We start from the raw sequence: 25451 nt of genomic DNA, 5'->3' as shown, positions 1-25451 counted from the left end.
TTGTCGGGTTTTTTTATTTTAATGTTTAAAAAACAAAGGCTTAACCTATATTGGTAAATATTTTAGTCTCTCTGTTTTTTATACATATTTTTTACCGATAAGGGAATAAAAATTGTTATAATCGCGTCGGGTAAATACTAGAGTGGTATCTGCCCGACGGGTGCGTGGGTTTTCCTCGGTCTTCCTTTTTAATTCACGCATATCATTCACTCGTTTCTGTTTTGCATAGCCGCAATCAATGGTATCGACAGGGACACAAAGGAGGATTGTTCATTGAACACTAACCAACAAGCTAAGCCCAATAAAAAAGACGTACTCATCATCGGAGCAGGCGGTGTCGCTCAAGTGGTCGCGCATAAATGTGCGATGCACAATGATGTGCTTGGCGAGATCCATATCGCCTCACGTACCAAAGACAAATGCGATGCCATCGCCCAAAGTGTAAAAGAAAAAGACAGCTTTAAGCAGGCTGCGGTCTTGCATACGCATCAAGTCGATGCGATGGACAGCCAAGCACTCGTGCAGCTGATACAAGACACAAAAATACAAATACTCATCAATGTTGGCTCGGCATTTATCAATATGACCGTACTAGAAGCCTGCATTGAGACAGGTACTGCCTACATAGATACGGCTATTCACGAAGATCCGCGTAAGATTTGTGAGACACCGCCGTGGTACAACAACTACGAGTGGCAACGCAAAGAGCGCTGCGCAGACAACAACGTCACTGCCATTTTAGGTGCAGGCTTTGATCCCGGTATGGTCAACGCTTATGCGCGTCTTGGCTACGACATGATGGATGCAGGTTCAGTGACTGATATTGATATCATCGATATCAATGCGGGCAGTCATGGCAAATACTTTGCAACCAACTTTGACCCAGAGATCAACTTCCGTGAGTTCACAGGGACAGTTTACTCTTGGCAAGACAGCAAGTGGCAGTCTAACAAAATGTTTGAAGTCAAACGTACGGATGACTTGCCAGTTGTAGGTGTACAGAACAGCTATCTGAGCGGTCATGACGAAGTGCATTCATTGTCAGCCAACCTAGATGTACCAAACATTCGTTTTTGGATGGGCTTTGGTGAGCACTATATCAATGTATTCACTGTCCTACAGAGCTTAGGACTATTGTCTGAGCAGCCAGTGATGACGGCTGAAGGCCAAGAAGTTGTGCCGCTAAAAGTCGTGAAGGCAGTACTACCAGATCCAAGCTCGCTGGCACCAGAATATACAGGCAAGACCTGTATCGGTGACAAAGTCAAAGGAAAAATCAATGGCGTTGAGACGGAAGTATTTATCTACAATGTCTCAGATCACAAAGATGCGTACAACGAAGTGGGTAGCCAAGGTATCTCGTATACCGCAGGCGTGCCACCTGTTGCTGCTGCAATACTAGTCGCGACTGGCGAATGGGATGCAGGTAAGATGGTTAACGTCGAAGAGTTAGATGCTAAGCCATTTATCAATCTGCTCAACAAGATTGGTCTGCCAACGCGTATTAAAGATGCTGATGGTGATAGAGCGCTTGAGTTTGCCATTTAGTTATCAGACTTTATTAATCAAAAAGCCTATCTGTTATAGATAGGCTTTTTTTATGTCTGGGTTTTTACTGTAATTCACTAGGATCATACTCTCTCAACGCTGCAATACGGTCATCTAGCGTTGGATGTGAGCGGAATAGGTTGGCAATACTAAAACCTTGCGTTTGTCCTGATGAGATTGCAAACGCTTTCATACTCTCAGGCATTTGGTCAGGACGCTGTGCAGAGGGACGCAACGCATCAAGTGCACTGATCATTTTTTCGCGGCTGGCAAGTTTTGCGCCCATTTGATCCGCACGGAATTCACGTAAGCGTGAGAACCACATCACGATGGCAGACGCCAAAAACCCAAGCAAAATATCCATTATAATACTAGTGATAAAGTAACCGATACCGGGGCGATCACTGGTGTTTTTGAACACAGTACGGTCCACAAAGCTACCGATAATGCGCGCAAAGAACATCACAAACGCATTGACCACTCCTTGAATAAGGGCAAGGGTTACCATATCACCGTTCGCCACATGACCAATCTCATGCGCCAGTACCGCTTCGACTTCATCTTGATTCATATTTTGCAGTAGACCAGACGACACTGCCACCAGCGCTTTATTTTTATTCCAGCCAGTCGCAAAGGCGTTTGGCTGCGAATTGTTAAAAATACCAACCTCAGGCATACCGATGTTTACCGCTTGCGCTTGTTTTGCCACTGTATCGACTAGCCATTGTTCAGTTGGGTTACGTGCGGATTCTATCACCACCGTACCAGTGGATTTTTTGGCCATCCATTTTGACAGAAATAGCGAAATCATTGAGCCGACCATACCGTAGATACCGCACATAACTGCAAGACTGACATAATTTAGCCCACCTGCCGTGTATACACCGCCAATCCCAAAAAATCTAGATAGTATTCCAAACACAATGCTAAAGACCACGATCACGGCCAAGTTGGTCAATAAAAATAATCCAATACGCATCATGACGCTAATTTCCTATTTAAAGTGTTGGTATGGCCTAGATAGACGGTTATCTAAGAGGTTTGTTTGTTATGATAGATTTTACTGTGGTTTTATCTGTCATACCATTTTAATAATGTCAAAGTACTAAAATAATTATGTTGTCCCAACAATAGCGAGATTTTTTGAGATAATTAGCGAACTAGGTATATTAGCTCGTTGCCAAGACTGGTTAGCTACAGTACAACATCACCGAAACTATTGCCTATTGATCTAAGTATTAAGTTTTGGTCAACTATTTCTTATTTTGATTTCTCCGAAGATAATGATGACCAAGGTTAATCTTTAAAAATTAAAAAAATGAGAACATCCCATGCAACTAGAAATAAATATTATAGACGCCTTCACTGACACTTTGTTTAAAGGCAATTCCGCTGCGGTTATTGTGACAGATGAATGGTTAGATGATGCTTTGATGCAGTCTATTGCGTCTGAAAATAACTTGTCTGAAACGGCTTTTATCGTTGTTGATGACAAAGGTTTTTATCATATTCGTTGGTTTTCACCATTGACCGAAATTGACTTCTGTGGTCATGCAACCTTAGCGTCTGCCTTTGTGCTTTTTAACAAAAACCCAAACGTACAGTCGATTAACTTTTCAGCCAAAGCGGTTGGTGTTTTGACAGTCGCAAAAACGGATTCTGGCAAAATGCAAATGGATTTTCCCAATAGAATGCCTGAAAAAATTGTTGATATTCCTGATAGTTTATTAGCAGGTCTATCCATTGCGTCTGCTGAAGTCTATCGCAATACTCAAGCGTATTTTGTCATCTATGACTCTGAAACTGATGTATTGAATGTCGCGCGTGATAATGAGAAGTTGAAGCAGCTAGCGCCTTATGATGTAGTGGTAACTTGTCAGGCAACCTCAGAAAAGTATCATGATTATGATTTTGTCTCTAGATACTTTTGGCCAGCAAATGGTGGTGATGAAGACCCAGTAACAGGTTCGATTCATACTGGACTTGCACCTTTATGGGCCAAGCGTTTAGCTAAAAATGAATTAGTCGCTTATCAAGCATCTAGTCGCGGCGGTGTGCTTGACTGTACCGTGGCAGACGATAGAGTGCTTATTTCTGGCAATGCCGTACAATACCTGACTGGATTTATCACCGTCGAGGAGTAGATACGTTTGACAGAACTGAAGACCGTTGGACTGTTTGCGCTTACCGCATTGGCTGAGATTGCAGGGTGTTATCTACCTTATCTATGGCTGCGAGAAGGCAAGTCAATCTGGCTGCTGATACCTGGCGCGCTGAGTTTGGTGGCTTTTGTCTGGCTGCTGTCATTACATCCTACTGCTGCGGGTAGGGTCTATGCGGCGTATGGTGGCGTTTATATATGTATGGCGATTTTATGGTTGTGGACCGTTAATGGGATACGACCAACCATGTGGGACATAGTGGGCTCAGTAGTTGCACTATTAGGAATGGCGATTATTATGTTTGCGCCGCGCAGTGCCTAACGAAAAACGAGTGGCCAACTCAAAAAAATACCAATCAAACCATTAGGTCAGATCGGTATATTGATACGAAAAATATTAATGTTTGCCTAAAATACTACCATTGTCGTCTTTCTTCGCTTGTTTCGCCGCTTTCTTTTCTTTTGCTGTCAGAAGCGGCTTCTTTTTGACATTATTTTTACTGTCTTGACCTTTACTCATGGTAATTCCTTTGTAGATAACGCATACAACCCACTAAGCCAATTGAGCTGACTTAAGGTAAGTATGGTGACGACTAACATAGTCGCTTACTAAATCGAGTATAGGCTTAAGCATTAGTAATAGATAGCACTCACACAATTCGCCTACGATTCAGTTCTCTTACTTCTTTACTTTAGCGAGATCATTGCTTTAGCCAAGTTGTGCGCTAACTGATTCGTTCAATCAATCATGGTATTCATAAGTGCTTACTTACGGATACATGGCGATTTGCTATAATGAGCCATAAACCGATTAATCAATGCGGCAAACTCTTATTTATTAACATTTGGCACCATCGTGCTCACTGTTTTGGTCACCTTATTATGCGTATACGTAAACTGTTCAAATTTGAAAACGCTCATATCGTTCGCAACTGTAGCTCTGAGCGTTGCAAGCACTCCATCCATGGTCACAGCTACCAGATTGAGCTGATTTTAGAAGCCACCCGTTTAGATCATGGACAAATGGTTTATGATTTTGGGCTGCTAAAATCTTCGATCAAAGATATTATCGATAGCTTTGATCATGCTATCTGTTTTTGGAACAAAGATGATCCTGAATATGTCGCAGCGTGTAAGAAGTTTAGCGCACGTTGGATCAGTCTACCAGTGTCACCATCAGCAGAGCAGTTTTCGCGAGTGATATTCTTTTGGGCGCAAGAAATACTGCGACAGACGCAAATGCAAAATGGTGAGACGGATGTCAGTGTGTATTCAGTGATTGCCCATGAGACCGCGACGGGTTACGCGCAGTGTTTCGCCGATGATGTGGCAAACGAGCAAATGGGTAAGCTGGTTTTAGAGGATTTTGAATTTAGTGAACAAGTTCGTGCTGAGTGGACGGACTCTGAGCTATACGCCAAGCTGATTCGCGGTGAAAGCTTCACCAACCCAACGGTGACTATGCAGGTTCAGACTGATGCATAATGATCAATCAATAGAAAACAGTGACACTGTGCAAACTTTGATACTGAACTCTGAGCAAGATACACAGTTACTGGCCAAGCAACTGGCAGCATTGCCGCTGACAGGTAGTGTGTGGTTAGCAGGGGATTTGGGCGCTGGCAAGACCACTTTAACGCGTTACTGGTTGCATGCTCTCGGTCATACTGGTGCGGTAAAAAGCCCAACGTATACCTTGGTTGAGCCTTATAGCATTGAACAAAACAATGGCACGACTAAGCCTGTTTATCATGCAGACCTATATCGTCTCCAAGATCCAGAAGAGCTGTCTTTTATAGGATTTGATGAATATCTAGATGAGACTGACGCATTAGTTATCATTGAATGGGCGAGCCGTGCTGATGGTTATCTACCGATGCCAACTTTGTTTATCGATATTACGCAAGTTGAAAACGATGATAAAGGTAATGAAGCACGCCAAGTGCACTTAAAAGTATCAAAAGCAGGCCAAGCGCAAGGTCTGGATTTATCAAAACTTAATATCTAAATCACACCACTTGCCATTCTTTTAAAATATGACATCTATCAATGCCAGATAACCACCACAACACCCGTATCAAAAAACTATCGCCGCTGCTGATTAATCAACTAGCAGCAGGTGAGGTCGTGACACGTCCAGCAGCGGTCGTCAAAGAGCTGCTCGAAAATGCCATTGATGCAGGTGCCACCGATATTGAGATACGTATTACTCAAGGTGGTATGGGCATGATTGAAGTGGTGGATAACGGTGTGGGTATTCATCCTGATGATATGGTGATGGCGATTACTCGTCATGCGACTAGCAAAGTCGCCGATGTTGCGAACTTGCACGGCATTACGACGTTGGGTTTTCGTGGTGAAGCGTTAGCGGCGATGGCTGCTGTGTCTCGTTTGAGCTTAACTAGCAGTCATGATGATAGTGGTATTGGTCGCCAATTGCAGGTGGCTGGAGTATTAGATGATACACCGAAGCTCACACCAGTCGTTCATAATCGCGGCACAACAATCATAGTCAAAGACTTATATTTCAATGTGCCTGCCCGCCGGGGTAATTTAAAATCTATTGCCACTGAATTTGGCCACATCGAGACCATCGTCCGTGAAGTCGCACTGGCGCGAGCTGATGTCGCCCTGACACTTTTTCATGACAATAAAAAGCGGTTATCATTGTCTGCAAATGCTACAAACGTTAACGATAATGATGCTAACCGTCTACCGTTGCCGCGTTTAGAACAAGCGACTGGTATGCCATTAACGGACAATGCGCTAGCAGTATCGATAGATCTATCGAGTCTTGTGCAGTCGTCTGTAGCGTACGGCGATAGCACGGTTAATCAGGCAGCAATCAGGGGCTGGTTATGGCCGATGACTGATGAGCAGATAGCATTGCCAAAGCTAATTTATGTGAATGGCAGGCTGGTAAAAGAAGCATTGATTAGCAATCAAATGCGTCAACTGGCTCAGAGTGCTCAGCTAGCAGGTATGGGGTATGCGCTTTATTTTGAGTTGCCAACCCAATGGCTCAATGTCAATGTACATCCATCAAAGCAGCGTATCAAAATCAGTCCGCTAAACAATATCATGGCTCACTTAAGCCATACGATTCGTTCACAGCTAAAAATAGTCAATGCTACGCCAAAGGTTGCTAGCCCCGATAATCCAGAAGTGTCAAAAAAAGACGTCTCTGTAGATAATTTGTCTGACACACATTTGCCCAATGATATGCCTATAGATCACACAAGACAGAGCAGGCAAGTACAAGAACCTAGACAATCATATCAATCTGCCTCAAGCAAATCATTTCCAGATAAATCACTAGCTCAAGAACCAGCACCATCTTATGTCGATGAGCCGTTACAGCAAAGTCGCCATACTTCGTATCGTTCATCCGAAGCGCCTACAGTTTCATCCTTACCAATCTGCTTGGATATTATTAATGATGCAGAGGCTCTTGTTATCGATTCAACCGCAACTGATAAAAACCTACCTTGGCTCTTATTTTATCATCAAGGGCAATGTCTATTAATAAGTACTAAAGACTGGCAGTCAAAGGTAAGCCAGTTGTTTGAATCATCTATATTTAGCAATAAGGTATTTAAAAAAGATAAAATGTCAAACAGTGCTATGGAGATCAATCATCAGCTTACAACAGTAAGCTCGCAAATGACTGCACAAGACTCAGCAGTTTTTGTCGCAGATCTCGCTGATATACTGACAAGAAATGCGATCAAAATCTTAGACAGTCATCGTTTAGTCACACTAATGTTATCTTCTACATCCGAATAAATATCAAGCTGACTACTATTTTAGCCAACTACATATTGAGAAAGGCAATTCTATGCAATATTCGTCTGATAGCGTATCTAAAAATCTGTTGGATAATAGTGTCGTGTGTCTGATGGCACCAACTGCTAGCGGAAAAACAGCATTGGCATATGAATTATACGATACAGGCCGTTTTGAACTGATTTCTGTGGATTCAGCACTGATATACCGCGATATGAATATTGGTACCGCAAAACCAACAGCAGATGAGTTAACGCGTTATCCGCATCATTTGGTTGATATTATTGATCCCATGCAAAGCTATAGCGTCGCTGAGTTTGTTGGTGATGTAGCACGTCTTATTGATGAGTGTCATGAGCGCAAAAAGATACCGCTGTTAGTAGGCGGCACTATGATGTACTACATGGCGCTACTCGATGGCCTGTCTTCAGTGCCTGATAGCGATGACAGCGTACGTGCACGCGTAGAACAATGGCGTCAAGAGGAAGGTATCAGTGCTTTATATGATTATCTTGGCAATGTTGACTCAGTTAGCCATCAGCGTTTGAATGCGACGGATACTCAGCGCATTACTCGGGCAATTGAGGTTTATTTGCAGACAGATAGGCCCATAAGCGACTGGCAGCGTGAGCCAAAACAAGCTTTGGCCCATCATCCAGAACAGCAGTGGCATGCATTGTCAGTGATACCAGACCGCCCGTGGTTACATGCGCGTATCGAACAGCGCCTTGATATCATGTGGCAAGAAGGGTTAGTGACAGAGGTTGTTGGCTTACTTGAGAAGTACCCGCTGACCCCTAATATGCCGTCGATGCGCTGTGTGGGTTATCGCCAAGTATTGGAATATCTCGTTCGTACGCAGCATCCAGTATTGGATAAAACCCATTTGGACAAAGCCCAATTTTATGAAGCCTTCGCAGACTCTAAAAGCCTAATGGCCATAAATAAGATACAAGGCGAGGGCGTTTACACAAATGCTCAGCCAGATGTATCCTATGCTGAGACCGAAGCGCTTGCTTGTCAGGAAATGCAAAATAAGGCATTATATGCCACAAGGCAGCTGGCAAAGCGTCAGTACACATGGTTGCGAAAAGTAATACAGCTCCCTAATGCTTCTTCAGCATTGTCAATGGGATCTGATAGTACTGCTACTAATAACACCATAGTACTAAAAACATTTGCGAAGATGGAGCAGGCAAGAAATTATCTGTATTAAAGAGATGTTTCTTGCTTTTTATTTTGTAAGAATCAAACTCAATGTGGATTATTTCTGTGGCAAGCTCTTTTTAGAGATGAAAGCGTAATCACAATTAGTTTCAAAAATTAGCATAGATAGCTGTTATAATTCAAGTTCACTGAAAATGCAGTAGGAAAAAAATACAACTGCTTCGATAATAAGCATTGGTTGACATTTGTAGTTAAAAATAATTAATGAAACAAGTAGTTACTTAATTGTTTACAACAATAACGTATTCACGATAAAGTGGAATCACTTAAGAGCAATGAATATTTATTTAGATACGTTTTATAAAGAAAACACATTATTGTATCTACCTTTTAGCCATTATAATTAAATTGACACTTAGAATAATTGGCACTCAAAACATAACTATATAATATTTAGGAGAGATTTCATGTCAAAAGGACAAACTTTACAAGATCCATTCTTGAATTCGCTGCGCAAAGATCGCATTCCTGTCTCTATTTTTTTGGTTAACGGTATTAAGCTGCAAGGCCAAATTGAATCGTTCGATCAATATGTTGTCCTCCTCAAAAATACAGTCAGTCAGATGGTATATAAACATGCCATCTCAACCGTAGTGCCAGCTCGTAACCCGCGTAGTAGTACAACCACTACAGGTACTGGCGCTCAACCTCAAGGCTTAGCGCAAACTGGCTATCAAGGTGGTGGCTTTGAGCGTGGCAGCAATCCTGTTGCGGGCGGTTTTGAAGAGCGTGGTTTTGCCTCTAGCCGTAGTGGGTTTAATCGCGGAGGGTTCAGTCAAGGTCAAGAACGTGGCTTTGAGCGTGGTAGCTTTGGACAAGGTCAGGAACGCGGTTTTGAGCGCGGCGGCTTTGGACAGGATCGTGGTTTTGATGCACCGACAGACGGTACGGGCTTTGAAGAAAAGCCGGACAACGGATCGAATGATACCAATAGTTAATTAGTTGTACGAATTGAGTGTATTATCCAACTATACATCAAGAGATATGATTTATACGATTAAGACCTGCTGCTATAGTGGGTTTTTTTTATATAAATAAGCAGATAGTTACTGTAAAAAATAATGGCTGTCTCCATTATATAAATGGTAGGCCATTATTAATATGAAACAGAGTATAGTAAAATACTAGGTTGATTCATTATAAAAATAGAGCAGATTCATGAGCGATACTAAAACTGATTTGACCCATGAGCAGTTTATCACAACGGCTATTGAAGCGATTAATACTGAGATATCTGCATTAGCATTGTTGACAGAGCAGATAGATGACAGGTTTGCACAAGCATGTGACGTTATTTTGGCTTGTCAGGGTCGAGTGGTAGTAACGGGTATGGGTAAATCAGGATTGATTGGACGTAAAATAGCAGCGACTTTTGCCTCGACGGGTACGCCTGCTTTTTTTATGCATCCTGGTGAGGCAGGTCATGGCGATTTGGGCATGCTTGTCAAAGGTGATGTACTGCTTGCTATCTCGAACTCTGGTGAATCCGATGAGATTAAGATGCTACTGCCAGTGGTCAAACGCTTACACATCCCTCTAATCAGTATCAGCCGAGATAAACGCGGTATGCTGCCACGCGCGGCTGATATTGTTTTGACTCTTGGCCATTCACAAGAGGCTTGTCCGCTCAATCTTGCCCCTACATCGAGTACAACGGCCACCTTAGCGTTAGGGGATGCTCTAGCGGTCGCCTTGGTACATGCACGTAACTTCACTTCTGAGGACTTTGCATTATCGCATCCAGCGGGCGCATTAGGTCGTCAACTATTGACGCGTGTCGAAGATTTAATGCATACCAAGTCAGAGGACTTACCCTTGATTCACCAGCAAGCACCGCTACAGCAAGCACTGTTCACGATGTCTGCTGGACGCTTAGGGATGACCGTGGTGACTGACGATAATGATAAAGTCGTTGGGGTCTTCACAGATGGTGACTTACGCCGTGGTCTTGAACAAGGTATCGATCTACAAACGCCGATGAATGAGGTAATGGTCAGTAACCCACGCCATATCAGTAAAACAATGCGCGCATCGGATGCCTTGAGTGTCATGAATGAAAATGGTATCAGTCAATTACTAATTATTGATAATGAAGATCGTTTAGAAGCAGTCATTACTGTTCATGATCTATTACAAGCTGGTGTAAAGTAATTCATTAATAGTTGATAGAACGATTGGTTTTTCATATAAAATAGTTAGAAAAATATTCGTCAAAAAGAGACAAATAATGCAAGATTTAATAAAAAAAGCCGGACAAGTAAAGCTATTGGTCATGGATGTCGATGGGATTTTATCTAATGGTCAAATTATCTACGACGCAAATAGTATCGAAACCAAAGCGTTTTCAGTACAGGATGGCGTGGGTGTTAAGTCTCTAGCGCGTTATGGCATTTTAACTGCTATTATTACTGGGCGTAGCAGTGCTATGGTTAATAAACGTGCAACAGAAATGGGTGTCAATCATGTGGTGCAAGGACGGGATGATAAGCTCATTGCACTAAAAGAGTTATTGTCGTCTCTTGATCCTGTGCTCAATATTACTGCTGCCGACTGCGCTTATATGGGTGATGACTTGCCAGATATCAAAGCAATGCAAACGGTAGGGTTTGCAGCAACCGTGCCAAATGCACACGCGGAAGTCATAAAACGTAGTGATATGGTCACCACGCGAGCAGGTGGCACTGGCGCAGTACGTGAGGTATGTGATCTCATTCTAAAGGGTCATGGACATTATCAAGACTTTATCGCACATTATACGCTTGATGACACTCAAGCTCAGGATGAACTGTCGTGAATACACGTGTTCTCATTATATTAGCGTTGATTATTGCCGGTATTGCGGGCTGGTTTTTCCAGCAGCAAGGGGATGTGTCGCCACCAGTCAATATCGAGACGACAGATGTCGATTATGAAGCCACTGACATCAAAGCAGTTCAGACAAATGAGCAAGGTGAAACTGAGTATGAACTTACTGCTGAGTCTTTGACGCATAACCCTGAAACCAATCAGGATGAGATGTCAGGCATCACGATGAATTGGGAGCCGTCAACAGAGCAGCGCTACCGTATTCAAGCGGGTAGTGCAGCCATCAGTCAGCAAACAGGGGAGTTGAGCTTATCAGGTGGTTTTACACTGGTTAGCGAAGGTAATAAAGAGGCGTCTGATATTGAGCCAATAAAAGTGACTGGTAGTACCCTAAAAGGCAATACAAAGTCTGGTCAAGTGTATAGCGACGAGCCTGTCAAAATTGAACAAGGGATGAATCGTTTTGAAGCATCCAGCATGACCGCCAATCTGGAAACGGGTGAATATGAGTTTGGGCAAGTTGCTGTCGCTTTTACGCCCGCTGATCGTCAAGACAAAGCATTATTTTAAACTAGCGCTTTTTACGATATTAAAACAGCAGCTAGCATGAAGTTTGCAAATCCTATCACCAATTATGAAACGAGTTATTATATGAAATCTAAATTTTTGCCTACTTTATGCGCATCAATCTGCTCACATAAGCTACGTGTTGTTCCAACGTTTATGTTGTTAGCCCTACCATTGTATAGCCATGCACTGCCATCAGATGCCAATCAGCAAATCAAACTGCTAGCGGACAAGGCCACTTATAGTGAGCGTACTGGCGTCACTAGTTACTCAGGTAATGTCATTATTACTCAAGGCACTTTTAAAATGACTGCGGACAATATCACAGTCAATCTCTCGCAGCAGCGCAGCATTAATTCAGCGGTAGCGACGGGTCGTCCAGCCACTATGCAGCAGGTTGTGACGCAAGAAAAAGGCTTAGCAAAAGGTCAGGCAAATAAGATTGATTATAACGCAGTATCTGGCATTATCACCTTAACAGGAAATGCCAAGCTGGTTCAGAATGGGGCAAGTTTTGCTGGTAATGTCATTCGTTATAGTCTAAAAGCAGGTGATGTAGAAGCGACCGCTGGTGGTAATCAGCGAGTAGAGTTGGTATTTCCACCAAACAATAATACCAACCAAAGTGGCGTTCGCTAACCTAGCCAACCAAAGCATAAATAGGTTTTTGGTAGTATACGAATATCGTGAAAGCAAGAGTAAGCTATGAGTGACAATAAAAATATAGATTCTTCAGTATCGAATAGCAACACGGCGCCTGTCGCTCGCTTGACTATGCAAAATTTGGGTAAACGTTACGGCAAGCGCTGGGTAGTCAAAGATGTCTCGTTTTCTGTCGAGCAAGGCCAAGTTGTTGGGCTGCTAGGCCCGAATGGCGCTGGTAAAACGACCAGTTTTTACATGGTGGTGGGACTGGTCAATATGGATAAGGGCCGTGTCACTCTAGGAAAAATGGATCTGTCTAAATACGCTATGCATGAGCGTGCTCGTGCTGGTATTGGTTATTTGCCGCAAGAAGCGTCGATTTTCCGTAAATTATCGATCGAAGACAATATCTTAGCCATTTTGCAGACTCGTACAGAGTTAAGTAAAGCTGAGCAGCAGCAAGAGCTTGAAAAACTGATTGGCGAATTCCATTTAGAACATGTACGTACCTCACTGGGAATGAGTGTGTCAGGCGGCGAGCGTCGTCGCTGTGAAATTGCTCGTGCGCTAGCAGCGAATCCTAAATTTATCTTACTGGATGAGCCATTTGCCGGTGTAGATCCTATTTCTGTTGGCGATATCAAGGATGTTATTTTGACACTGAAAAATCGTGGTATTGGTGTCTTAATCACTGATCACAATGTTCGTGATACGTTAGCTATCTGTGAAAAGGCTTATATCGTTTCAGAAGGGGCTATCATTGCTGAAGGTACTTCATCTGAAGTCTTAGAAAATGATCTGGTGAAATCTGTTTACTTAGGTAAAGACTTTCAAGTATAGCCCGCCGCGCTAAATCATTTTTTACTCATATTTTTATCTACACGAACTGCTGGTTTTAGCATTGCGACTAACTTATCAAGCCAGCAGTCAACCTCTTCATTATATTTAGAATAACCTACGCTTAGCGTTTTCCCTTCTATCAAATACAGCTTTCGATACTCACAACTGGCTGATCACGACAAATGCTCTTACATTCGCACTCATCAAAGAGCGTACGATATTCTATTCATTATTCTCGACTAATCATCTGAATAAGGTTCATCATTTATGGCAAAAAATAAAAGCAGTTATGTCTGTCAGCACTGCGGTGCGCATTTTGGTAAATGGGCAGGGCAGTGTACAGATTGCGGCGAATGGAATAGCTTGGTAGAAGCGCCAAATGTCAGTATGCCGCATCACAATAAAGGTAGCGCCAAGCCTAATGCCAGCCGATCCACTTCTCGTAGTAATGCTGCACCAGCTGGTAACTACTCTGGCACTCACAGCGCAGTTATGCCACTTAACGCAGTCAGTGTGACGTTAGACACACGCTTGCCAACAGGCATTAGTGAGTTTGATCGTGTGCTGGGTGGTGGATTGGTAGCTGGTTCTGTCGTACTAATTGGTGGTGACCCGGGTATTGGTAAGTCAACCATATTGTTGCAGACAGCGACCAATATGGCACGTGCCGATTCTTTGGCAGGTAGCGCGCTTTATGTGACTGGCGAAGAGTCACTTGCACAAGTAGCTATGCGTGCCAAACGCTTAGATTTACCTGCTGATAGACTTCGCGTACTCGCAGAAACCAATGTAGAAACTATTTGTGCGGCCTTGACCCAAGAGCAGCCCGCCATTGCTATTATTGACTCTATCCAGACTATTTATACTGACGCCATCAATTCTGCACCAGGCGGCGTCAGTCAAATCAGAGAGTCTGCCGCGATTTTAACACGCTATGCAAAGCAAACAGGCACAGCGCTATTTTTAGTGGGCCATGTGACTAAAGAAGGCACCTTAGCAGGCCCACGTGTACTTGAGCATATGGTCGATACGGTATTGTATTTTGAAGGTCAGTCTGACTCACGTTTTCGAATGATTCGTGCAGTCAAAAACCGTTTTGGTGCGGTCAATGAGCTGGGTATTTTTGGCATGACTGACATGGGGCTCAAAGAAGTTGCCAACCCATCAGCGATATTTTTGAGCCGTTATGATAAGCCCGTTGCTGGATCTGTCGTTATGGTTAGCCGTGAAGGGACTAGGCCGTTACTGGTTGAGGTGCAAGCGTTGGTGGATGACTCCCAAGGACAGCCCAGACGCATGGCATTGGGTTTGGACTTCCAGCGTTTGTCCATGCTATTAGCAGTGATGCATCGTCATGGTGGCATTCATACCAGTGGGCAAGACGTGTATGTCAACGTTGTTGGTGGCGTCAAAGTCATAGAGACTGGATCTGATTTGGCAGTTTTGTTGGCATGCGCCTCAAGCATCAAAGAAAAGCCATTACCATCGTCATTAGCAGTGTTTGGTGAGGTCGGTTTATCTGGCGAAATCCGTCCAGTACCCAACGGTCAGGAGCGTTTAAAAGAAGCGATGAAGCATGGGTTCAAACATGCGATTATTCCAAAGGCCAATGCACCTGCTAAAGACGCACCTCAATTTAAAGCAATCAATGTAATTGCTGTTGAACGTCTTGACGATGCTATCGAAAGTGCGTTTGAGCTATAGGTAGTCTCGGAGAAATATAAAGGATGTTATCAAAAAAGCGCCTAACTCATGATAAGTTAGGCGCTTTTAGTATTTACTTTATATGGATTATCTAAACTTAAGGCCCTGAAACACGCTCAATAGAAACGTTACCAACACCTTTGTTTGTGATACCTAAACGTTTAGCAGCGCCATAAGATAAGTCCATAACACGGTTGCCATGGAATGGGCCACGATCGTTGACTTTTACCACAACGCTTTTGCCATTAGTTTTATTGGTAACTTTAACATAGCAGTTTAATGGTAGTGAGCGATGCGCCGCAGTCAAACCATTCATATCAAAGGTTTCACCACTGGCTGTTTTGCGACCATGAAACTTACGACCGTACCAAGAGGCAAGACCAGTTTGCTTAAATTTACTAACAGAGTTAGAAGCTACTGCAGTTAGGCGCTCTAGTACATCTTCATCATTGGTGACTTGAGTGGTATCACTCGCTAATAGTGAACTACTAAGTGCTAATGAAGTGGGCTGACGTGCTGATTTGACCAAACTTGATGCACCATCATGCTGACGGCTAAGCTCACCAAGTACACGATCGATATGGGAGGCGTTATCTTGCGAGATCATTGCAAGGGAGGTTTTTGCTTCTACAGCATTTACGTTTGTAGCAACTGCAGAGCCAGCGAATAAAACTGCCGACATAGTAAGTAAACCAGATAAACGCTTATTCATAAATACCTCTATAACTTATATACCAAAACCTAACTCTAAATTTTTTAGATTGAGTATGACAGCGTTAGACCAATCTAACAGTGAATCAAACTCTAGAATCTTCATATTAATCTATTGTTTTTATAGCGATTAATATTTAGGGCGAGACTCTTATAGGTTTCAATATATGGTAATTTTTCATTTTATGATCATAAGTAGCGGTAGTAATGACCGTAGTTACTTAGGACATGCTTAAATGATAGTCAGCGATATTCATTGAGTACTTATTTTTAACTTAGAGAGTAAGTACCAATGTCACTATATGTCGTATCTATAAAACTTCCGATATACAAACTTTCTGATATTGCTAAAGTAATGAAGGGTTTAAGCGTTTTTGCGTGATGCTTTGTTATCAAACCGTTAATTAAGTAGTGTATTTGAAAGTCTGAAATCTACAAGATGCTAACTATACGACCAATCTACAACCAAAGTATAATTAAATGCAAAGTTTGTTAGTGGCTATGTACGGGTTATGTATCAAAGTATAGCAAAACGAGGTTAACGCAATTTTTTGTAAAAAACAAGGAATAAAATATTTCAGCCCTGATTTACAATTCATTTTTGTTAAAAAAATCACTATTAATGACAGTACGATACAAGTAATTAAATAACAATGATTTATGTCTTATGACAGCCTTTCGATAGGCTGATCATGACTGGAGATTATGTAGTATCTATTAAAAGTAACAAAATATTAATAGTAGAAAAATCGCTGATACTTTGATTTAATCTAAACTTTTTTGTCATTAGTCATGCGAGAGTGCTTTATTTTATGCTCAGCGTTTTTGAGTGATATAAATGATGTGTGTTTGTCATATTTCAATGATAATTTACTAATATTTTATACATAAGGTATTGATTTTAAGTGTTTTTAACCAGACTTGTGAGTGTGAATTGACATCAATAAGCCAAAACCTGCCATCAAAGTCACGATAGCGGTACCACCATAGCTGATGAAAGGTAGGGGTACGCCAACAACAGGTAAAATACCGCCAACCATACCGACATTGACGAATATATAAACGAAGAAAGACATGGCAATAGCGCCCGCAAGCAGTCTGCTATAAACGTCAGGATGGGTGAAAGCGATATATAGGGCACGCGACAAAAGGCAAAAGTAAATAAACATCAGTAGCATGACGCCTAGTAAACCAAATTCTTCAGAGAAAGCTGCAATAATAAAGTCAGTATGACCTTCTGGTAAAAAATGCAGATGCGACTGTGTGCCTTCTAAATACCCTTTGCCAGTGAGACCACCTGAACCAATAGCGGTCTTTGATTGGATAATATTCCACCCAGCACCTTGTACATCGGCTTCAGGATTAAGTAGGGTTAGGACGCGCGTACGCTGATAATCATGCAACAAAAAGTTCCAAGCAAAAGCAATGAAAGGTATTGCTAAAATCACAGCGGCAGAAATCAAGCGCCAAGACAATCCAGCTAAGAACAGCACAAAAATGCCACTAGCAGCGACTAAAAGCGAAGTGCCAAGATCAGGCTCTTTTGCAATCAATAACACGGGTACGATAATCAATGCCAGAGTAATGGCAATACTGGAGGGTGATGGCGGAAGATCACGCTTGGACAAAAACCAAGCACACATCATCGGCATACCAAGCTTCATAAATTCAGACGGCTGCACACTACCAAACCCAGGCAAGTTGATCCAACGCTGAGCACCCATACGCACTTCACCGATGATATCAACCAATACCAACAATATAAGCCCTAACACATAAAATATAGGCGTAAAGGTACGGTAAAGGCTTGGCGGTATTTGTGCCATTGCAAACATCACGGTGAATGCCACACCGTAACTCACCATCTGACGTATGACCATGCCAACGTCTTGACTGGCAGCACTATATAAAATCGTCAGGCCAATGCAGCAAACCGTTAACAAAAGTAAGGTCAACCATGGATCGATGTGAATGCGTTGCCAGATCGTCGGTACATGACTTTGGCCTAAGTGATGGCTCTGACGTGAAAAACGGTATTGCGGGTTAGAAGACATAGGCAAAGTTTGGCTAGCAGTTGAAGTAAAAGGGAGAAGTTATCTGAGCTGTCTCATATAAAATATGTGATGAGTATTTGACGGTCTCTATTCTAATAGAAGCTCACGGACAAAAAAACAAGCAGATATTTAACATCTAGGCAATAAAGTCACTGAATTATAAAAGTGATAAGGATAAGTGTTAATTACGAATATCCTGCCTCAGATTAGAGGCGATAGTTTAGCCTGCCTGCTGAAAATTTGATAGTATCGATAAAACGTTTTTAGCGGTAGATTCCTGCAATGATAAAATCAAAAAATCATAACTATGGACAAATCCAGAAGCCTATTCTTGCACTGGTTGTTTGTATGAGTAGCATCAGTGTTCATGCCGCTATCATCAGTGATAATAGTGAACGCCGTATCGAAGTGCGTCAAGGCAGTGGCGACACTAGCAATGCTTATATATCGCCTTCTAACAATATCTCTAGTCAGCGCCCTGGTGTCACTATGTTAAGTGGGGCAAATGCATCAAATGGCGATAGTATGCAAAGCTTGATTGCACAAAAGCAGCGTGATTTTGAAATTGATGCCAGTCTGTCTATCGAGGAAAACAAACGCGTCAATGTGAATCAACGAAGACCGACTTATAATACAACTTACCGTAATAACAGCTACAGCACAACGAATAACACCTATAATAGTGCTAATAACGATCTTACGAGCATGGACTTTAATGCATGGCTCAACAGCAATAGTTACCGTGCTAGGCAAGTAGCCGAATATCAGCGCTATTTGAGTGCACGTGTGGGTGCACAAAATGTACCACCATTGTCTCAGCTACTTACCACCGCGCGCAGCTGGGATAAATGCGGTTATGAGCCTTATCAGCTGCCACCGCAAGAGCTATGGGCCAATATTGTACCGACCCTACGTCTCTATAGCGAACTAAAAAACCAAGGAGTTTTACCTTTGAGCACTGAGATACGCTCGGTATACCGTAGCCCTGGGCTCAACGACTGTGCTGGCGGTGCTGGCAGTAGCAAGCATATGAATGCAAGTGCCATGGATATTTGGGTGCCAGAGTACGAAGACAACCTGTGGCGGCTTAGTACGATGCAGGATGGCCTGTGTCAGTTTTGGCAATATCAAGGACAGTCTTACAACTTCGGCCTGGGTTTATATGCCACAGGTGCGATTCATCTCGATACCGATGGTTATCGTAAATGGGGTTTCAACCATGCCAGTAGTAGCTCTTCTTGTCGCTATTAGATAGATAAGGGTTAACGCGTCATAAGCAAGCGCACCCTTAAATTAGTGATAAGCCTTCAAATTAGTGACAATAAAAAAACTAGAAACAGTATAATATCGCTTATAAATTTTAAAGCTAAATGATTAATAGGATGAGCTGGCTAGACGCGCAAGTTCACCAAAAAATTGTTTGGAATTAGGATTTCATGTTCTAATAATGACATGTTTATCAATTATCTTTATATCCTTATCGCTCTTCAAGGAAGAAGATCACGGTTATTATAAGCGGGATTTATGACAAAGCAGCATTCAGCAGTCGCAAGATGCAGTAAATCGAATGAAAGGAAACAACGTTTTTTTCGCTCAAAATATATTTACACTACGTTAATAGGCACGGCATCATTTTCCATATTACTGGTGAGTGCCTGCAGTCCTGAGCCCTATTCTGAAAACAGCTCATTGGTGACAGATAAAGCTGCGCCAACACGTGATAGCATCGCACAAAATTCTGAAAATATTGAAGACGGTATTAGAAACTCTTATGCTCGTTTGGCCTCAGAGCGCGCTGATGTATGCCCAAAATTGATAGAAGAAGCGCAGGGTAGTCAGGTCATCGAGCGTGTTGCAGAAGTGATGGTAAACGATTACTGTGACTATTTCCTATATCCTCGAGAGGGTCAGCATATTTCAGTCGCCACCAACAATCGCCAAATCGAAGCATTACTTATAGTTCCCGCGCTACATAACTTTGCCAATGGTGGTTATGAGGTCATGTCTTATGACAAGCATGTCATTCGACTGAGCTATAGTGGTGCCACCTATAAGCCTCAAAACCTCAATTACGACATCGTAATGACCATTTCTGATAACTCTGATAAAGAGTATTCGTAGCCTTTTTTGATATCACAAGTCAGTCACAAGATAATAAGCACATGAGTGATGAGCCGGGCATACTGAACTGCTCATCACTCACGCTATTCACTATCTAATTGAGTGAATTTACCCCAACTGATTTTCCTCTTTTTATTTGGTCGCTTTTGTCGTCGCTTCGGTTTTCTTCCAAGGATCGTCTTGCCCAACTGTTACGATTAAAAAGTCATCAGGAGTTAAGGTATCGCGCAGCGTTTTATTGACCCCTGAAAGCGTGACTTGATCAATACGATTGACATAATCGGCCAAGTAAGTGTTTGGCAATTGATAGAAATTCATCATTCCTAACAACCCATTGATCCCTGCGTTACTTGCAAAACCCATCGGGAAGCTATTTTTGAGATTGTCTTTGGTCAGGCGTATCTCATCCTGAGTGACTCCTTTTTCTAACGTGTCATCGATAACCTCTAAGCTTGCATCGATTGCCGCACGTGCTTTGTCATTGCGCGTTGAAAAACCAATCTGATAAGGCCCGCGGGCTAGCATCGGATTCATTGAGCCTGAAATACCGTAGGTGTACCCCAGATTTTGTCTAATCTCAGTCATCAAACGGGCATTAAAGTCACCACCTGCCATTACCTCATTACCAACCGCAAAATTGGTTTGCTGCTGCTGGGCTGTTGGATTGGTTGCACGTTTACTACCCAATTGCCCCATCAATACGGTGGTTTGGGTACTTGGGAAGGGAATATGAATGTGCTGCGCTTTAGTGAGAGGTTTAGGCTCAGGTAAATCAGCAGCCGCTTGACCGGCAGGCAGTTTCGTCGTGATATCCTCAGCCAATTTTTTCGCTTGTACCAAGGTCAGATTGCCTGTCATGGCGATAGAGGCATTTGCCGCTACTAAATATCGATTTTTAAAGTCTATCAGCTGTTGCTTCTCGATAGTTGGCACGCTCTCTAGCGTACCGACTGAGGGATGAGCGTAAGGATGACTACCATATAAAGCCTTATCAAAGGCAATACTGGCAAGACTGCCAGGGTCTTGTTTTTGCTGCTGTAAGCCAACGAGTAATCGTGACTTATTACGTGCCAATACCTCGTCATTAAACGTAGGCTCACTTACCATTTGCGTCATCAAATCAACAGCTGGCAGAAGGTGTTTATCGTCTGATAAGCTACGTAGCGAAACAATAAACATATCCTTATAGGCACTACTGCCCAGATTGATGCCTAGCGTTTCAACAGCACGCGTGAACGCATCTTCATCTAAGCTTTTGGAGCCCTGCTCAAGCATCGTTGCGGTCATGTTGGCGATGCCAAAACCGTCCTTGTTGATACTGCCATCACGGGCACTACCAGCGTTAAAACGTAAATCCACATCGACGATCGGTAAGGCTGTGGTCTGAACGAACATGACAGGAACGCCAGCTTTGGTCTTAAACTCTTGAATCGTTGGTACTGTGACTTTTAAAGATTTGGCATCATCAATACTGGTAAGTTTAGATAAGGCTGCAATAGGCGCACTTGCATCAACAGCAGTAGGGGCTCGGTAATCTTCAGCGCCTGTGGTGTCTGCCTGAGCAGTATTAGCCAATATACTCAACGCAAAAACTACGCTGGTACTAAGGCATGATAGCTTTTTTAATGAGAGACTAGATGATGTAGAGGGCAAAGCATTACTCAAAGATTTTTGTCTTGCTTGAGAGTCATATTTATTCTGAATCATGATGTTCTTCTTATTAAGAATACGGTGGTATCGTCGCTTTTATGAGACGTTCTGATAGCAGGCAGTATTTATTTTGCTTTGGTAGTGTTCTCTTTTGGGGGCACAATATGCATCACCGTCAAGTTGTCCTTAACCAAATACTTCTTACTGGCAGCCTGAATGTCAGCGACACTGATACCATCTAGCTTGGTTGGTAACTTAGCAAGTAATCTGTCATCTAGCCCGATAGACTGTAGTGAGCCGATCATACGTGCTTGTCCTTCCATGCTATCTTGTGCATACACTAGGCCAGTGACGGCATTGGTCTTGGCGCGACTGATTTCATCAGCGGCAATGGGATCGGTTTTGAGTTTTTCTATCTCTGATATTATGGCCTGTTGCGCTTGTTCTAAACTGACACCTTCACGTGGTGTCGCTTGAATCATAAATAGCCCATCGCCGCGATCTAACAAATCATAAGAAGTACCAACCGTGGTCAGTAGACCTTGCTCACGTATCAGTCGACTCTCTAAGCGTGCAGATAGACCGCCATCGAGTACGTCTTGAGCAAGCGAGAGGGCGTAAGCCTGTTTTTCATTGTTTGCGCCTGCTGTTACTAAGCTAGGTACGTTGTAACCCATTAGCAAAACAGGCACTTGCACTGCTTGCTCAGAGTCTACTTTTTGATAACCACGAAAGCCTTTTTGAGTGACAGCGTTACGTTTGGGTACGTTGCTTGGCGCCAGCTTACCAAAATAGCGTTTGACTTGAGTGAGTACTTCTTGTGGTTTCACGTCGCCGACGATGACCAAAGTAGCATTGTTGGGTGCATACCATGTCTTGTACCAGTCTTTTAGATCCGAGAGCTTGATGGATTCTAGCTCATTCATAGGCCCAATGACAGATTCTCCTTTTGGACTGTTAGGCAATGCTAGCAAACGAAAGGATTCGTAAGCTTTGGCAAGGGGATTGTCATCAGTACGCTGACGTCGCTCTTCCATGACGACTTGATGCTCTTTGGCAAACTCTTTGTCATTGAAGGTGAGGTTTTTCATTCGATCTGCTTCAAGCTCTAACGCCAATGGCATACGGTTAGCAGGAAATAGCTCGTAGTAGCCCGTATAGTCATAGCTGGTAAAGGCATTGTTAACCCCGCCAAACTTGGCAATCAATCGCTCATAATCATCACTCGATACATCGGCAGTACCTTTAAACATCATATGCTCAAGTAAGTGAGAGATGCCGCCTTTATCCAGAGGCTCATCTGCCGAGCCCACCCGATACCAAATCTGTGTCATGGCGACGGGTGCACGGTGGTCTTCTTTTATGACCACTTTTAGGCCATTTTCTAACTGATACTCATGCCGACCCGACATGTCCATTGCTAATGCAGAGGATGGCGATTCTTTACTCGTTGTATTTTTATCCAACGTGTTTTTATTTACAGTACTGTGAGACAAGTCTTTTGTAGCAATTGAGCTTGTAGAGGTCGCTACAGAATTAGAGGTCATCGTACTGGTTTGGCAAGCAGCAAGTGATGTCGCCATCGCTAAAGCACATGCAATGCGTAATGGCGTAATAGGTAGTGGTAAAGACAATGGCATGGTATGGTCTACTTATATAGAATAATGACTGGAGTGATGGACGTAATCATAGCAATACAATGCATCACAGTGATGTCTGTGCGCCAACCATGACACTAGCGGTCGGTCTGAACTCTTGCGTGGTATTGCAACCTGCCACAGATAATACAGTTGTCGTTAGCAAAATCGCTACACTGATATTGGCAATGCTTTTATAGTGTTTAGAGAGTGATGACATGGCCGTTTCCTAATAAGGATTTTTGAATGAGTCTTGGTAGAGTAGGCGAAGTCTGACAAGGAACAAGTCAGAATTTTGTGTCCAAACCTTAAGCAAAACTTTCTCAAATCATTATGTTATTTTTTAGGTAGATAATTTTTGACGACAGTCTGCTATGGTAAGGGCTGAGCGCGACTTGAATTATGCTAAAATAGGCTAAAATCCATGGTCATGTCGCTGGCAAGCTTATGACAATCTAAAAATCCATTTACAATAAACAAATAATTAATAGCGATAACTTTTAGGGCAAACTTATGAATAACCCAAACAATAGCAACCGTGTGGTCATCAACCTTGATGATGGTCTTGATGACTTAGATGACGATGATATTACCTTACCCAGTTTACCGGCGCAATCTGTACCCATTATTGATGAAACAGAGAGTGCTGCGCCACAAAAAGATAATACGGCAAAAAGAGACGTCTCAAACAATGAGGCAGCAGAAAATATTGCTTTAGCCACACCAATTGTTATGACAGAAGAGCATAACGTCCCTAAAGGTACCTCTGAGAGCTTTTCAAGCGCTAAAGAAACAGGCACTACGAGCAAACCTAACACTGCGACAACCATTCCTGCCATGCCACTACAAGAGCAATTAGGCGATACACCAAGCGTGAGTCCAGTCGCTAGCAGTAATGTACAAGCGACTACGCCGCAAGAAATTGCTGAAGAGTCACAAGAAAATAAGAAAAAAGGCAGCTGGTTTAACCGTATGAAGACGGGGCTGAGTAAGTCACGTAAAAACTTGGCCGAAGGCATGGTCAGTATTCTTATCGGTGGTAAAGAGATCGATGACGAGCTGTTAGAAGAGGTTGAAGATCAGTTACTGGTTGCTGATATCGGCGTTAACGCGACCAACCGTATCATCAAGAGCCTGACCGAGCAGACTGCTCGTGGCGACTTGATTTATGCACACTCGTTATATAAAGCTTTGCAAAGTGAGCTGGTCGATATCTTAACGCCAAAAGTTGAGCCGCTGGTGATTGATACTAGCAAAAAACCATTTGTTATCTTAGTTGTGGGCGTCAATGGGGTGGGCAAAACCACAACCATCGGTAAGCTTGCCAAGCGCTTACAAGGCGAAGGTAAATCAGTCATGCTAGCGGCAGGCGATACGTTCCGCGCGGCGGCCACCGAGCAGCTACAAATTTGGGGCGAGCGCAATCATATCCCAGTGGTAGCACAAGGTCATGGCTCTGATAGTGCTTCGGTGATTTTTGATGCGATGCAATCCGCTAAAGCAAAAAACATCGACGTACTCATCGCCGATACTGCTGGCCGTCTGCAAAACAAGACACATTTGATGGCAGAGCTAGAAAAAGTCGTACGCGTGATGCGTAAAGCCGATCCAAGCGCTCCGCATGAAGGCATGATCGTACTCGATGCTGGCACGGGTCAAAATGCCATCAACCAAGTTGAGCTATTTAACAAGATTGTACCGCTGACAGGTATCACCATTACGAAGTTAGACGGTACTGCTAAAGGTGGCGTAGTGTTTAACATTGCCGAAACGACAGATGTGCCTATTCGCTATATTGGTGTGGGTGAGTCGATTGATGACTTGCGTGCCTTTAGTCCGAAGCAGTTTGTCGCCGCTTTGTTCGAAACAGATGACAAAGAATAAAATAGCCAGTTTTATTTGGTAAATCATTTTTAAGATAGGTGGTGTTCTAAAAAGTATGCTGGCATCAGACGTAGCCATAATTGACATAAAAGAACACCAGATCGAATACTT

The 25451-nt window shown here is 42.9% G+C and carries 24 protein-coding genes; 17 read left to right on the top strand and 7 right to left on the bottom strand.

Going from position 1 to position 25451, the window contains the following annotated elements:
- Positions 1 to 273 precede the first annotated feature (273 nt).
- Positions 274 to 1548, top strand: a complete 1275-nt coding sequence (locus ACHUET_RS14380; protein ID WP_394213759.1) for a saccharopine dehydrogenase family protein — start codon at positions 274 to 276, stop codon at positions 1546 to 1548.
- A 64-nt stretch (positions 1549 to 1612) separates the two neighbouring features.
- Here the strand turns inward: ACHUET_RS14380 and htpX are convergent, their stop codons facing one another.
- Positions 1613 to 2530 (bottom strand): protease HtpX, encoded by a 918-nt coding sequence (gene htpX, locus ACHUET_RS14375; RefSeq protein WP_394213758.1) that lies wholly within the window; start codon positions 2528 to 2530, stop codon positions 1613 to 1615.
- 349 nt (positions 2531 to 2879) lie between these two features.
- On the opposite strand from htpX, the gene ACHUET_RS14370 reads away from it, so the two are divergent.
- Positions 2880 to 3692, top strand: coding sequence for a PhzF family phenazine biosynthesis protein (locus ACHUET_RS14370; RefSeq protein ID WP_394213757.1), 813 nt, complete (start codon positions 2880 to 2882; stop codon positions 3690 to 3692).
- A 6-nt stretch (positions 3693 to 3698) separates the two neighbouring features.
- The gene (locus ACHUET_RS14365; RefSeq protein ID WP_394213756.1) at positions 3699 to 4031 is read left to right on the top strand and encodes a YnfA family protein; all 333 of its coding nucleotides are present in this window, start codon (positions 3699 to 3701) and stop codon (positions 4029 to 4031) included.
- 75 nt (positions 4032 to 4106) lie between these two features.
- On the opposite strand, the gene ACHUET_RS14360 is transcribed toward ACHUET_RS14365, so the two are convergent.
- The gene (locus tag ACHUET_RS14360) at positions 4107 to 4229 is read right to left on the bottom strand and encodes a hypothetical protein (RefSeq protein ID WP_394213755.1); all 123 of its coding nucleotides are present in this window, start codon (positions 4227 to 4229) and stop codon (positions 4107 to 4109) included.
- Positions 4230 to 4591: 362 nt separating this feature from the next.
- Between ACHUET_RS14360 and ACHUET_RS14355 the strand changes: the two genes are divergently transcribed.
- The 11 genes from ACHUET_RS14355 to radA all read left to right on the top strand — a co-directional run bounded on the left by ACHUET_RS14355 (position 4592) and on the right by radA (position 15283).
- Positions 4592 to 5194, top strand: coding sequence for a 6-pyruvoyl trahydropterin synthase family protein (locus tag ACHUET_RS14355; RefSeq protein ID WP_186474390.1), 603 nt, complete (start codon positions 4592 to 4594; stop codon positions 5192 to 5194).
- On the top strand, positions 5187 to 5717 hold the full coding sequence (tsaE, locus tag ACHUET_RS14350; protein ID WP_394213754.1) for a tRNA (adenosine(37)-N6)-threonylcarbamoyltransferase complex ATPase subunit type 1 TsaE: 531 nt from the start codon (positions 5187 to 5189) through the stop codon (positions 5715 to 5717). The genes ACHUET_RS14355 and tsaE overlap by 8 nt, the downstream gene beginning before the upstream one ends.
- Positions 5718 to 5758: 41 nt before the next feature.
- Positions 5759 to 7495, top strand: coding sequence for a DNA mismatch repair endonuclease MutL (gene mutL, locus ACHUET_RS14345; RefSeq protein ID WP_394213753.1), 1737 nt, complete (start codon positions 5759 to 5761; stop codon positions 7493 to 7495).
- Between the two features lie 52 nt (positions 7496 to 7547).
- Complete coding sequence (gene miaA, locus ACHUET_RS14340) at positions 7548 to 8711, top strand: tRNA (adenosine(37)-N6)-dimethylallyltransferase MiaA (RefSeq protein WP_394213752.1); 1164 nt, start codon at positions 7548 to 7550, stop codon at positions 8709 to 8711.
- Positions 8712 to 9129: 418 nt separating this feature from the next.
- A complete protein-coding gene (gene hfq / locus ACHUET_RS14335) occupies positions 9130 to 9660 on the top strand; it encodes an RNA chaperone Hfq (RefSeq protein WP_075107425.1) in 531 nt (176 codons plus the stop codon).
- Positions 9661 to 9880: 220 nt separating this feature from the next.
- Entirely contained in the window at positions 9881 to 10873 is a 993-nt protein-coding gene (locus tag ACHUET_RS14330; protein WP_394213751.1) for a KpsF/GutQ family sugar-phosphate isomerase, read from the top strand.
- 76 nt (positions 10874 to 10949) lie between these two features.
- Positions 10950 to 11516 carry a KdsC family phosphatase gene (locus ACHUET_RS14325; RefSeq protein ID WP_394213750.1) on the top strand — a complete coding sequence of 189 codons (567 nt, stop codon included), beginning with the start codon at positions 10950 to 10952 and terminating at the stop codon, positions 11514 to 11516.
- Complete coding sequence (gene lptC, locus ACHUET_RS14320) at positions 11513 to 12097, top strand: LPS export ABC transporter periplasmic protein LptC (protein ID WP_058024069.1); 585 nt, start codon at positions 11513 to 11515, stop codon at positions 12095 to 12097. The genes ACHUET_RS14325 and lptC overlap by 4 nt, the downstream gene beginning before the upstream one ends.
- Positions 12098 to 12250: 153 nt before the next feature.
- On the top strand, positions 12251 to 12733 hold the full coding sequence (gene lptA / locus ACHUET_RS14315; RefSeq protein ID WP_227511569.1) for a lipopolysaccharide transport periplasmic protein LptA: 483 nt from the start codon (positions 12251 to 12253) through the stop codon (positions 12731 to 12733).
- Positions 12734 to 12868: 135 nt separating this feature from the next.
- On the top strand, positions 12869 to 13579 hold the full coding sequence (gene lptB, locus ACHUET_RS14310; protein ID WP_394213765.1) for an LPS export ABC transporter ATP-binding protein: 711 nt from the start codon (positions 12869 to 12871) through the stop codon (positions 13577 to 13579).
- Positions 13580 to 13846: 267 nt separating this feature from the next.
- Positions 13847 to 15283, top strand: a complete 1437-nt coding sequence (gene radA, locus ACHUET_RS14305; protein ID WP_394213749.1) for a DNA repair protein RadA — start codon at positions 13847 to 13849, stop codon at positions 15281 to 15283.
- 97 nt (positions 15284 to 15380) lie between these two features.
- Here radA and ACHUET_RS14300 read toward each other — a convergent pair whose 3' ends face one another.
- Entirely contained in the window at positions 15381 to 15995 is a 615-nt protein-coding gene (locus ACHUET_RS14300; RefSeq protein WP_058024065.1) for a septal ring lytic transglycosylase RlpA family protein, read from the bottom strand.
- A 910-nt stretch (positions 15996 to 16905) separates the two neighbouring features.
- Complete coding sequence (gene rodA / locus ACHUET_RS14295; RefSeq protein ID WP_394213748.1) at positions 16906 to 18048, bottom strand: rod shape-determining protein RodA; 1143 nt, start codon at positions 18046 to 18048, stop codon at positions 16906 to 16908.
- A 348-nt stretch (positions 18049 to 18396) separates the two neighbouring features.
- Between rodA and ACHUET_RS14290 the strand changes: the two genes are divergently transcribed.
- Both ACHUET_RS14290 and ACHUET_RS14285 read left to right on the top strand, forming a co-directional pair.
- Positions 18397 to 19299 carry a D-Ala-D-Ala carboxypeptidase family metallohydrolase gene (locus ACHUET_RS14290; protein ID WP_394213747.1) on the top strand — a complete coding sequence of 301 codons (903 nt, stop codon included), beginning with the start codon at positions 18397 to 18399 and terminating at the stop codon, positions 19297 to 19299.
- A gap of 441 nt (positions 19300 to 19740) precedes the next feature.
- Positions 19741 to 20169 carry a hypothetical protein gene (locus ACHUET_RS14285; protein ID WP_394213746.1) on the top strand — a complete coding sequence of 143 codons (429 nt, stop codon included), beginning with the start codon at positions 19741 to 19743 and terminating at the stop codon, positions 20167 to 20169.
- Between the two features lie 132 nt (positions 20170 to 20301).
- Here ACHUET_RS14285 and ACHUET_RS14280 read toward each other — a convergent pair whose 3' ends face one another.
- The 3 genes from ACHUET_RS14280 to ACHUET_RS14270 all read right to left on the bottom strand — a co-directional run bounded on the left by ACHUET_RS14280 (position 20302) and on the right by ACHUET_RS14270 (position 23676).
- Positions 20302 to 21876: a M16 family metallopeptidase gene (locus ACHUET_RS14280; RefSeq protein ID WP_394213745.1), complete on the bottom strand. Its 1575-nt coding sequence runs from the start codon at positions 21874 to 21876 to the stop codon at positions 20302 to 20304.
- A 68-nt stretch (positions 21877 to 21944) separates the two neighbouring features.
- Positions 21945 to 23459: a M16 family metallopeptidase gene (locus ACHUET_RS14275; RefSeq protein WP_394213744.1), complete on the bottom strand. Its 1515-nt coding sequence runs from the start codon at positions 23457 to 23459 to the stop codon at positions 21945 to 21947.
- Between the two features lie 64 nt (positions 23460 to 23523).
- Positions 23524 to 23676, bottom strand: coding sequence for a hypothetical protein (locus tag ACHUET_RS14270; protein WP_201598668.1), 153 nt, complete (start codon positions 23674 to 23676; stop codon positions 23524 to 23526).
- A 293-nt stretch (positions 23677 to 23969) separates the two neighbouring features.
- On the opposite strand from ACHUET_RS14270, the gene ftsY reads away from it, so the two are divergent.
- The gene (gene ftsY, locus ACHUET_RS14265; protein WP_394213743.1) at positions 23970 to 25340 is read left to right on the top strand and encodes a signal recognition particle-docking protein FtsY; all 1371 of its coding nucleotides are present in this window, start codon (positions 23970 to 23972) and stop codon (positions 25338 to 25340) included.
- Positions 25341 to 25451: the final 111 nt, after the last annotated feature.

The sequence above is a fragment of the Psychrobacter piscatorii genome (genome assembly GCF_043641605.1).
Lineage (GTDB): Bacteria > Pseudomonadota > Gammaproteobacteria > Pseudomonadales > Moraxellaceae > Psychrobacter > Psychrobacter piscatorii_C.
Note: the sequence above shows the minus strand (reverse complement) of the source record. Positions and strands in the feature narration are given on the sequence as shown.

Excerpts from the sequence above, each read along its gene's own strand:
- htpX (WP_394213758.1), bottom strand. The coding sequence starts at position 2,530 with ATGATGCGTATTGGATTATTTTTATTGACCAACTTGGCCGTGATCGTG.
- ACHUET_RS14370 (WP_394213757.1), top strand. The coding sequence starts at position 2,880 with ATGCAACTAGAAATAAATATTATAGACGCCTTCACTGACACTTTGTTT.
- ACHUET_RS14360 (WP_394213755.1), bottom strand. The coding sequence starts at position 4,229 with ATGAGTAAAGGTCAAGACAGTAAAAATAATGTCAAAAAGAAGCCGCTT.
- ACHUET_RS14355 (WP_186474390.1), top strand. The coding sequence starts at position 4,592 with ATGCGTATACGTAAACTGTTCAAATTTGAAAACGCTCATATCGTTCGC.
- tsaE (WP_394213754.1), top strand. The coding sequence starts at position 5,187 with ATGCATAATGATCAATCAATAGAAAACAGTGACACTGTGCAAACTTTG.
- mutL (WP_394213753.1), top strand. The coding sequence starts at position 5,759 with ATGCCAGATAACCACCACAACACCCGTATCAAAAAACTATCGCCGCTG.
- miaA (WP_394213752.1), top strand. The coding sequence starts at position 7,548 with ATGCAATATTCGTCTGATAGCGTATCTAAAAATCTGTTGGATAATAGT.
- hfq (WP_075107425.1), top strand. The coding sequence starts at position 9,130 with ATGTCAAAAGGACAAACTTTACAAGATCCATTCTTGAATTCGCTGCGC.
- ACHUET_RS14330 (WP_394213751.1), top strand. The coding sequence starts at position 9,881 with ATGAGCGATACTAAAACTGATTTGACCCATGAGCAGTTTATCACAACG.
- ACHUET_RS14325 (WP_394213750.1), top strand. The coding sequence starts at position 10,950 with ATGCAAGATTTAATAAAAAAAGCCGGACAAGTAAAGCTATTGGTCATG.
- lptA (WP_227511569.1), top strand. The coding sequence starts at position 12,251 with ATGTTGTTAGCCCTACCATTGTATAGCCATGCACTGCCATCAGATGCC.
- lptB (WP_394213765.1), top strand. The coding sequence starts at position 12,869 with ATGCAAAATTTGGGTAAACGTTACGGCAAGCGCTGGGTAGTCAAAGAT.
- radA (WP_394213749.1), top strand. The coding sequence starts at position 13,847 with ATGGCAAAAAATAAAAGCAGTTATGTCTGTCAGCACTGCGGTGCGCAT.
- ACHUET_RS14300 (WP_058024065.1), bottom strand. The coding sequence starts at position 15,995 with ATGAATAAGCGTTTATCTGGTTTACTTACTATGTCGGCAGTTTTATTC.
- rodA (WP_394213748.1), bottom strand. The coding sequence starts at position 18,048 with ATGTCTTCTAACCCGCAATACCGTTTTTCACGTCAGAGCCATCACTTA.
- ACHUET_RS14290 (WP_394213747.1), top strand. The coding sequence starts at position 18,397 with ATGAGTAGCATCAGTGTTCATGCCGCTATCATCAGTGATAATAGTGAA.
- ACHUET_RS14280 (WP_394213745.1), bottom strand. The coding sequence starts at position 21,876 with ATGATTCAGAATAAATATGACTCTCAAGCAAGACAAAAATCTTTGAGT.
- ACHUET_RS14275 (WP_394213744.1), bottom strand. The coding sequence starts at position 23,459 with ATGCCATTGTCTTTACCACTACCTATTACGCCATTACGCATTGCATGT.
- ACHUET_RS14270 (WP_201598668.1), bottom strand. The coding sequence starts at position 23,676 with ATGTCATCACTCTCTAAACACTATAAAAGCATTGCCAATATCAGTGTA.
- ftsY (WP_394213743.1), top strand. The coding sequence starts at position 23,970 with ATGAATAACCCAAACAATAGCAACCGTGTGGTCATCAACCTTGATGAT.